Genomic DNA, 7,408 nt, shown 5'->3' with positions numbered 1-7,408 from the left:
CACAGGCGGCGTACTCCTCCCGTTCTTCGCCTTCATGACGTTCCTCATCGCCGTACCCACCGGCGTGAAGTTCTTCAACTGGATCGGCACCATGTGGAAGGGCTCGTTGTCCTTCGAGACGCCGATGCTGTGGGCGACCGGCTTCCTGATCACCTTCACCTTCGGTGGTCTGACCGGTGTCATCCTGGCCTCGCCGCCGATGGACTTCCACGTCTCCGACTCGTACTTCGTGGTGGCCCACTTCCACTACGTCGTCTTCGGCACCGTCGTGTTCGCGATGTTCTCCGGCTTCCACTTCTGGTGGCCGAAGTGGACGGGCAAGATGCTCGACGAGCGCCTGGGCAAGATGACGTTCTGGACGCTGTTCATCGGCTTCCACGGCACGTTCCTGGTCCAGCACTGGCTGGGTGCGGAGGGCATGCCGCGTCGTTACGCCGACTATCTGGCGGCGGACGGCTTCACCGCCCTGAACACGATCTCGACGATCAGCTCGTTCGTGCTCGGCGCGTCGCTGCTGCCGTTCTTCTACAACGTGTGGAAGACGGCCAAGTACGGCAAGCCGGTCGGTGTCGACGACCCGTGGGGCTACGGCCGCTCGCTGGAGTGGGCCACGTCCTGCCCGCCGCCGCGGCACAACTTCCTCACCCTGCCGCGGATCCGTTCCGAATCTCCGGCGTTCGACCTGCACCACCCTGAGATCGCCGCGCTCGACGAGCTCGAGAACGCCCCTCACGGTGACAAGGCTCTGGCTGGTGGCAAGGAGGCCGGCAAGTGAAGACCCAAGGCACGATGTTCACCTGGCTGAGCGTCTTCGTCCTCGCCATGGCTGTCGTCTATGGCGTCTGGTCGAAGGAGCCGGCCGGTACCACGGCCCTCTTCCTGGCCTTCGGTCTGTGCATCATGATCGGCTTCTACCTCGGCTTCACGGCCAGGCGGGTCGACGTCGGCGCACAGGACAACAAGGAAGCGGACGTCGCGGACGACGCCGGCGAGGTCGGGTTCTTCAGCCCGCACAGCTGGCAGCCGCTCTCCCTCGCGATCGGCGGCGCCCTCGCCTTCCTGTCGATCGCGATCGGCTGGTGGCTGATGTACTTCTCGGCGCCGCTGATCCTGGTCGGCATCTGGGGCTGGGTCTTCGAGTACTACCGCGGTGAGAACCGCACCCAGTAACACGAGCTGAGCTCACAGGGAGCCCGGATACTCCGTCAGGAGGGTCCGGGCTCCTGCTTTTGCCGTAATCAGGATCACCCGTACGCGTCACCTGGCGCGCCGCCGTTGACGCCGCTTCCTAGCGTGAAGCCATGAGCAACAGACCCCCGCGCACGAAGACCGTCATAGGCTGCACGCTCCTGCTGGCCGCACTCGGCGCGAACGCCGCCGCCTGCGGCAGCGACGGCAACCCGCTGGCCGCCGAGCCCTACGACGCGGCCGACCAGATCGCCTTCAACGGCCCCTCGGGCGACGGCAAGAAGGCCGACCCCGACAAGCCCCTGGAGATAACCGCGGAGGACTCCGACGGGCGAATAACCGACGTCACCGCCAGGGACGCCGCAGGACGCTACGTCGCGGGCGAACTCTCCGCCGACGGCACCCGCTGGCACAGCACCTCCCCGCTCGCCGCCAACGCCCGCTACACGGTGCGGGTGAGCACCGAGGACGAGGACGGCGCCCCCGGCCGCAAGGTCCTCACCTTCGACACCAGCATGCCGACCACCGAGAAGCACCTGACGGTGGAGTTCGGCCCGAAGGCGGGCAAGTACGGCGTGGGCCAGCCCATCACCGCCACGCTGAACCAGCCCCTCAAGGACAGGAATCAGCGCGCCATAGTCGAACGGGCCCTGAAGGTCGACTCCACGCCCGCCGTGGACGGCACCTGGCACTGGGTGAACGACAAGGAACTCCACTACCGCCCCAAGGAGTACTGGCCCACCGGCGCCACGATCCAGGCCCGCAGCAGTCTCGAAGGCGTCAAGATCGGCGACCGAATATGGGGCGGCAAGGTCAAGCCCCTGCGAATAACCATCGGCGACCAGGTCATAGCCGTCACGGACGCCGCCTCCCACCAGCTGACGCTCTACCGGAACGGCGAAGCGGTCAGGTCGATGCCCGTCACTACGGGCAAGCCCGGCTTCGAGACCCGCAACGGCGTCAAGGTCGTACTGGCCAAGGAGTACTTCGTACGCATGCGCGGCACGAGCATCGGCATAGCGGAAGGCTCCGCGGAGTCCTACGACCTACCCGTCTACTACGCCACCCGCGTGACCTGGAGCGGTGAGTACGTCCACGCGGCCCCCTGGTCGGTCGGCTCCCAGGGCTACGCCAACGTCAGCCACGGCTGCACCGGCATGAGCACCGCCAACGCCCAGTGGTTCTTCGACAACATCCGCGAGGGCGACATCGTCAAGGTCATCAACTCGTACGGCAACACGATGGAACCCTTCGGCAACGGCTTCGGCGACTGGAACCTGCCGTGGCAGAACTGGCGCAACGGCAGCGCGTTGGTGGCCGGCACACCTGAGGGCCCGAGCCCGTCGGAACGGGCGAGGTTGAGGCCACAGAGCATCTAGGCCAACAGGCCGACAGCCAACCAAGGGGCGCGGGGAACTGCGCGACCAGCCCCCCACGACCCGCAGCCGCCGGACCACAAGCTGAATCGAGCTCCTAGGCGCTCTGAAGCCGCTTCGTCCGCAAGAGAGAAGCCAGCGCCCCGGCGAACTCCACCGGCTCCACAGGCAACGTCACCGCCGCCTCAGCCCGACTCCACGTGGCCAGCCACGCATCCTGCGGCCGCCCGATAAGGAGCAGCACCGGCGGGCAGTTGAACACCTCGTCCTTGATCTGCCGGCACACCCCCATGCCCCCCATGGGCACCGCCTCGCCGTCCAGGACACAGACGTCGATCCCGCCCTTGTCCAGCTCCTTGATGACGGCGGCCGGAGTCGCACACTCCACGAACCGCACCACAGGAACGTCCGGCGCGGGCCGGCGTCCGGTAGCCAGCCTCACCTGCTCGCGGGTGTTGGAGTCGTCGCTGTAGACCAGCACCGTGGCGGTCGGCTGCATTGTTCCTCCGTGACGTCAGCGTCGTAAGGACAGGCCCGTTGGGCCGGATGCTACTCCCTTGAACACCACGTCAACACCGGTATGAACACCCAAGACACTCCGAACGGCACCCCCCGGAGTGAGGGCGGGATAAGCGACCGACATAATGTCGGTCGTGGCGACAGCAACGACAGTAGACAAGGGTCACGCGCACCCGTCGGTCAACCGACCGAACCTCACCAGCGTCGGAACCATCATCTGGTTGAGTTCCGAGCTGATGTTCTTCGCGGCCCTCTTCGCGATGTACTTCACCCTGCGATCGGTGACGGGGCCCGATTTCTGGCACGAGAAGGCCGCGGCCCTGAACTTCCCGTTCTCGGCGACGAACACCACGATCCTGGTGCTCTCTTCCCTCACCTGCCAGCTCGGCGTCTTCGCCGCCGAGCGCGGTGACGTCAAGAAGCTCCGGGGCTGGTTCATCGTCACCTTCATCATGGGTGCGATCTTCATCGGCGGTCAGGTGTACGAGTACACCGAGCTGGTCAAGCACGAGGGCCTCTCGCTCTCGTCCGACCCGTACGGCTCGGTCTTCTACCTGACCACCGGCTTCCACGGCCTGCACGTGACGGGCGGTCTCATCGCCTTCCTGCTGGTCCTCGGCCGCACCTACGCGGCGAAGAGGTTCACGCACGAGCAGGCGACCGCCGCGATCGTCGTGTCCTACTACTGGCACTTCGTCGATGTCGTCTGGATCGGCCTCTTCGCCACGATCTACATGATCAAGTAGCCGGGCCCGATCCCGCGCGCGTTCCACAAACGCACATACCAGAAGCATCGACGCAGAAGATCCTGACACCGGGGTAATCCGTGAAAAAGCTCTCCGCACGACGACGCCATCCGCTGGCGGCAGTCGTCGTCCTACTCCTCGCGCTGGCGTGCACGGGGGGGCTGTACGCCGTGTTCGCGCCCGCGGACAAGGCGCAGGCCGAGGAAACCGCCCAGTCCCTCACCATCGAAGAGGGCAAGAAGCTCTACGCCGTCGGCTGCGCCAGCTGCCACGGAACCGGCGGTCAGGGCACCACCGACGGTCCGAGCCTGGTGGGCGTCGGCGCCGCCGCCGTCGACTTCCAGGTCTCGACGGGCCGTATGCCGGCCGCCACCTCCCAGGGCGCCCAGGTCCCGCGGAAGAAGAACATCTACTCGCAGGCCCAGATCGACCAGCTCGCGGCGTACATCGCCTCGCTGGGCGCCGGCCCGTCCGTCCCGACCGAGGAGCAGTACGGCCCCGAGGGCGCGGACATCGCCAAGGGCGGCGAGCTCTTCCGTAACAACTGCGCCCAGTGCCACAACTTCACCGGCAAGGGCGGCGCGCTGACGCACGGCAAGTACGCGCCGACGCTCGAGGGCGTCGACCCGAAGCACATCTACGAGGCCATGCAGACCGGCCCGCAGAACATGCCGTCGTTCCCCGACACCACGCTGTCGGAGCAGAACAAGAAGGACATCATCGCGTACCTGAACGCGGTCAACAGCGACGAGACGGTCAACCCGGGCGGTCTGGAGCTGGGCGGCCTCGGGCCGGTCAGTGAGGGTCTGTTCGGCTGGATCTTCGGACTCGGCGGCTTGATCGCCATCGCCGTGTGGGTCGCCGCCCGGACCGCAAAGGCCAAGAAGTCATGAGTAGCCAAGACATTCCAGAAGAGAACCTGCCCGCTGAGCAGGACGCCCACGTCGCGGTAGCGGACGAGAAGGACCCGTTCGCCGACCCCGGCCTGCCGCCCCACGAGCACCGGATCCAGGACATCGACGAGCGGGCCGCCAAGCGGTCCGAGCGCACGGTCGCCCTGCTGTTCACGGTGTCGATGCTGGCCACCATCGGGTTCATCGCCTCGTTCGTGGCGATCCCGCACGACAAGTCGATCTTCGTCTTCCCGATCGGGCACATCAACGCGATGAACTTCGCGCTGGGCCTGACCCTCGGGGCGGCGCTGTTCTGCATCGGCGCGGGCGCGGTCCACTGGGCCCGCACGCTGATGTCCGACCATGAGGTCGCGGACGAGCGGCACCCGATCGCGGCGGAGCCCGAGGTCAGGGCCAAGGTCATGGCCGACTTCAAGCAGGGCGCCAAGGAGTCCGCGCTGGGTCGCCGCAAGCTGATCCGCAACACGATGTTCGGTGCGCTGGCCCTGTTCCCGCTCTCCGGCGTCGTCCTGCTGCGTGACCTCGGTCCGCTGCCCGAGACGAAGCTCCGCCACACGCTGTGGCGCAAGGGCGCGCTGCTCGTCAACATGAACACCAACGAGCCGCTGCGTCCCTCGGACGTCGCGGTCGGCTCCCTCACCTTCGCCAAGCCGGAGGGCCTGGAGGAGCACGACCACGACTTCCAGAACGAGATCGCCAAGGCCGCCCTGATGATCGTCCGGATCCAGCCCGACGACATCAAGGACAAGCGCGAGCTCGAGTGGTCGCACGAGGGCATCGTCGCGTACTCGAAGATCTGCACCCACGTCGGTTGCCCGATCTCCCTGTACGAGCAGCAGACGCACCACGTGCTCTGCCCCTGCCACCAGTCCACCTTCGACCTCTCCGACGGTGCCCGGGTGATCTTCGGCCCCGCCGGTCACGCCCTGCCGCAGCTGCGCATCGGTGTGAACGATGAGGGCTACCTCCAGGCGCTCGGCGACTTCGAGGAGCCCGTCGGTCCTGCATTCTGGGAGCGCGGATGAGCACTACAGAGACCACCGAGTCCCGTTCCCGCGGGAAGGCACCGGCCGGCGAGCGCGTCGCCGACTGGGCCGACGGCCGGCTGGGGATCTACTCCCTGGCCAAGGCCAACATGCGCAAGATCTTCCCCGACCACTGGTCGTTCATGTTGGGTGAGGTCTGCCTCTACAGCTTCATCATCATCATCCTCACGGGTGTGTACCTGACGCTGTTCTTCCACCCGTCGATGAACGAGGTGGAGTACCACGGCAGCTACGTCCCGCTGCAGGGAACGCTGATGTCGGAGGCGTTCAGCTCGACGCTGCACATCTCCTTCGACGTGCGTGGCGGTCTGCTCGTCCGGCAGATCCACCACTGGGCGGCGATCATCTTCCTCGCCGGCATGTTCGTGCACATGATGCGCGTGTTCTTCACCGGCGCGTTCCGCAAGCCGCGTGAGATCAACTGGCTGTTCGGCTTCCTGCTGTTCGTCCTCGGCATGTTCACCGGTTTCACCGGTTACTCGCTCCCGGACGACCTGCTCTCCGGTACCGGTGTCCGCTTCACCCAGGGCGCGATCCTGTCGGTCCCGATCGTCGGGACGTACATCTCGATGTTCCTGTTCGGCGGAGAGTTCCCGGGCGTCGACTTCGTCGCGCGGTTCTACTCGATCCACATCCTGCTGCTGCCGGGCATCATGCTCGGGCTCGTGGTCGGCCACCTGATCCTGGTCTTCTACCACAAGCACACGCAGTTCGCGGGTCCCGGAAAGACCAACAACAACGTCGTCGGCATGCCGCTGCTGCCGGTCTACATGGCCAAGGCCGGAGGCTTCTTCTTCCTGGTCTTCGGTGTCATCGCCGCGCTCGCCGGCATCGCGTCCGTCAACCCGATCTGGGCCATGGGCCCGTACCGGCCCGACCATGTGTCGACGGGTGCCCAGCCGGACTGGTACATGGGCTTCGCCGAGGGTCTGGTCCGTGCCATGCCCGGCTGGGAGATCAACTTCTGGGGCCACACGCTCGTTCTGGGCGTCTTCGTCCCGCTGGTGCTCTTCGGCCTCTTCCTCGGGGTGATCGCCCTCTACCCGTTCATCGAGTCCTGGGTCACGGGCGACAAGCGTGAGCACCACCTGCTCGACCGGCCGCGCAACGCCCCGACCCGTACGGCCTTCGGTGTCGCCTGGGTCACCGGCTACATGATCATGCTGATCGGTGGTGGCAACGACATCATCGCCACCCACTTCCACCTGTCGATCAACGCGGTCACCTGGTTCGTCCGGATCGGGTTCTTCGCCGGACCGGTCCTCGCGTTCGTCATCACCAAGCGCATCTGCCTCGGCCTGCAGCGCCGGGACAAGGACAAGGTGCTGCACGGCCGCGAGTCGGGCATCATCAAGCGCCTGCCGCACGGTGAGTTCATCGAGGTCCACGAGCCGCTCAGCCAGGACGCGCTGCACACGCTCACCGCGCACGAGCAGTACAAGCCGGCCGAGATCGGCCCGACGGTCGACGAGAACGGTGTCGAGCGCAAGGTGAAGGGCTCCGAGAAGCTGCGCGCCAAGCTCAGCAAGTCGTACTTCGGCGAGGAGGGCCAGATCCCCAAGCCGACGGTCGAGGAGTACAAGGAGATCACGAGCGGCCACGGCCACCACTGATCGCCG

General features: G+C 66.3%; 8 protein-coding genes. 7 read left to right on the top strand and 1 reads right to left on the bottom strand.

Annotated features, from left to right (window positions below; genetic code table 11):
* The 3 genes from IF78_RS0118775 to IF78_RS0118765 form a co-directional block, all read left to right on the top strand.
* Positions 1–775 (top strand): cytochrome c oxidase subunit I (locus tag IF78_RS0118775; protein WP_031483269.1); only part of this gene is annotated, 775 nt, incomplete at its 5' end.
* Positions 772–1,170, top strand: a complete 399-nt coding sequence (locus tag IF78_RS0118770) for a cytochrome c oxidase subunit 4 (protein ID WP_031483271.1) — start codon at positions 772–774, stop codon at positions 1,168–1,170. The genes IF78_RS0118775 and IF78_RS0118770, both read left to right, overlap by 4 nt.
* A 131-nt stretch (positions 1,171–1,301) precedes the next feature.
* Positions 1,302–2,567 carry a L,D-transpeptidase gene (locus tag IF78_RS0118765; protein WP_031483273.1) on the top strand — a complete coding sequence of 422 codons (1,266 nt, stop codon included), beginning with the start codon at positions 1,302–1,304 and terminating at the stop codon, positions 2,565–2,567.
* A gap of 94 nt (positions 2,568–2,661) precedes the next feature.
* On the opposite strand, the gene IF78_RS0118760 is transcribed toward IF78_RS0118765, so the two are convergent.
* Positions 2,662–3,063: a response regulator gene (locus tag IF78_RS0118760; RefSeq protein ID WP_031483276.1), complete on the bottom strand. Its 402-nt coding sequence runs from the start codon at positions 3,061–3,063 to the stop codon at positions 2,662–2,664.
* A 145-nt stretch (positions 3,064–3,208) separates the two neighbouring features.
* Here IF78_RS0118760 and ctaE point away from each other — a divergent pair, with 145 nt between their 5' ends.
* The 4 genes from ctaE (at position 3,209) to qcrB (ending at position 7,402) form a co-directional block, all read left to right on the top strand.
* Positions 3,209–3,829 (top strand): aa3-type cytochrome oxidase subunit III, encoded by a 621-nt coding sequence (gene ctaE / locus IF78_RS0118755; protein WP_031483278.1) that lies wholly within the window; start codon positions 3,209–3,211, stop codon positions 3,827–3,829.
* Positions 3,830–3,909: 80 nt separating this feature from the next.
* Positions 3,910–4,722, top strand: coding sequence for a cytochrome bc1 complex diheme cytochrome c subunit (gene qcrC, locus IF78_RS0118750; RefSeq protein WP_031483280.1), 813 nt, complete (start codon positions 3,910–3,912; stop codon positions 4,720–4,722).
* Positions 4,719–5,768, top strand: coding sequence for a cytochrome bc1 complex Rieske iron-sulfur subunit (gene qcrA / locus IF78_RS0118745; RefSeq protein WP_031483282.1), 1,050 nt, complete (start codon positions 4,719–4,721; stop codon positions 5,766–5,768). The genes qcrC and qcrA overlap by 4 nt, the downstream gene beginning before the upstream one ends.
* Positions 5,765–7,402 carry a cytochrome bc1 complex cytochrome b subunit gene (gene qcrB / locus IF78_RS0118740; RefSeq protein WP_031483283.1) on the top strand — a complete coding sequence of 546 codons (1,638 nt, stop codon included), beginning with the start codon at positions 5,765–5,767 and terminating at the stop codon, positions 7,400–7,402. Before qcrA ends, qcrB begins: the two co-directional genes overlap by 4 nt.
* The last annotated feature ends 6 nt before the right edge of the window (positions 7,403–7,408 follow it).

The sequence above is a fragment of the Streptomyces bicolor genome (genome assembly GCF_000719285.1).
In the GTDB taxonomy this organism is placed as follows: Bacteria; Actinomycetota; Actinomycetes; order Streptomycetales; family Streptomycetaceae; genus Streptomyces; species Streptomyces bicolor.
The sequence above is the reverse complement of the archived record's forward strand: the minus strand, read 5'-3'. Positions and strand labels throughout refer to the sequence as shown.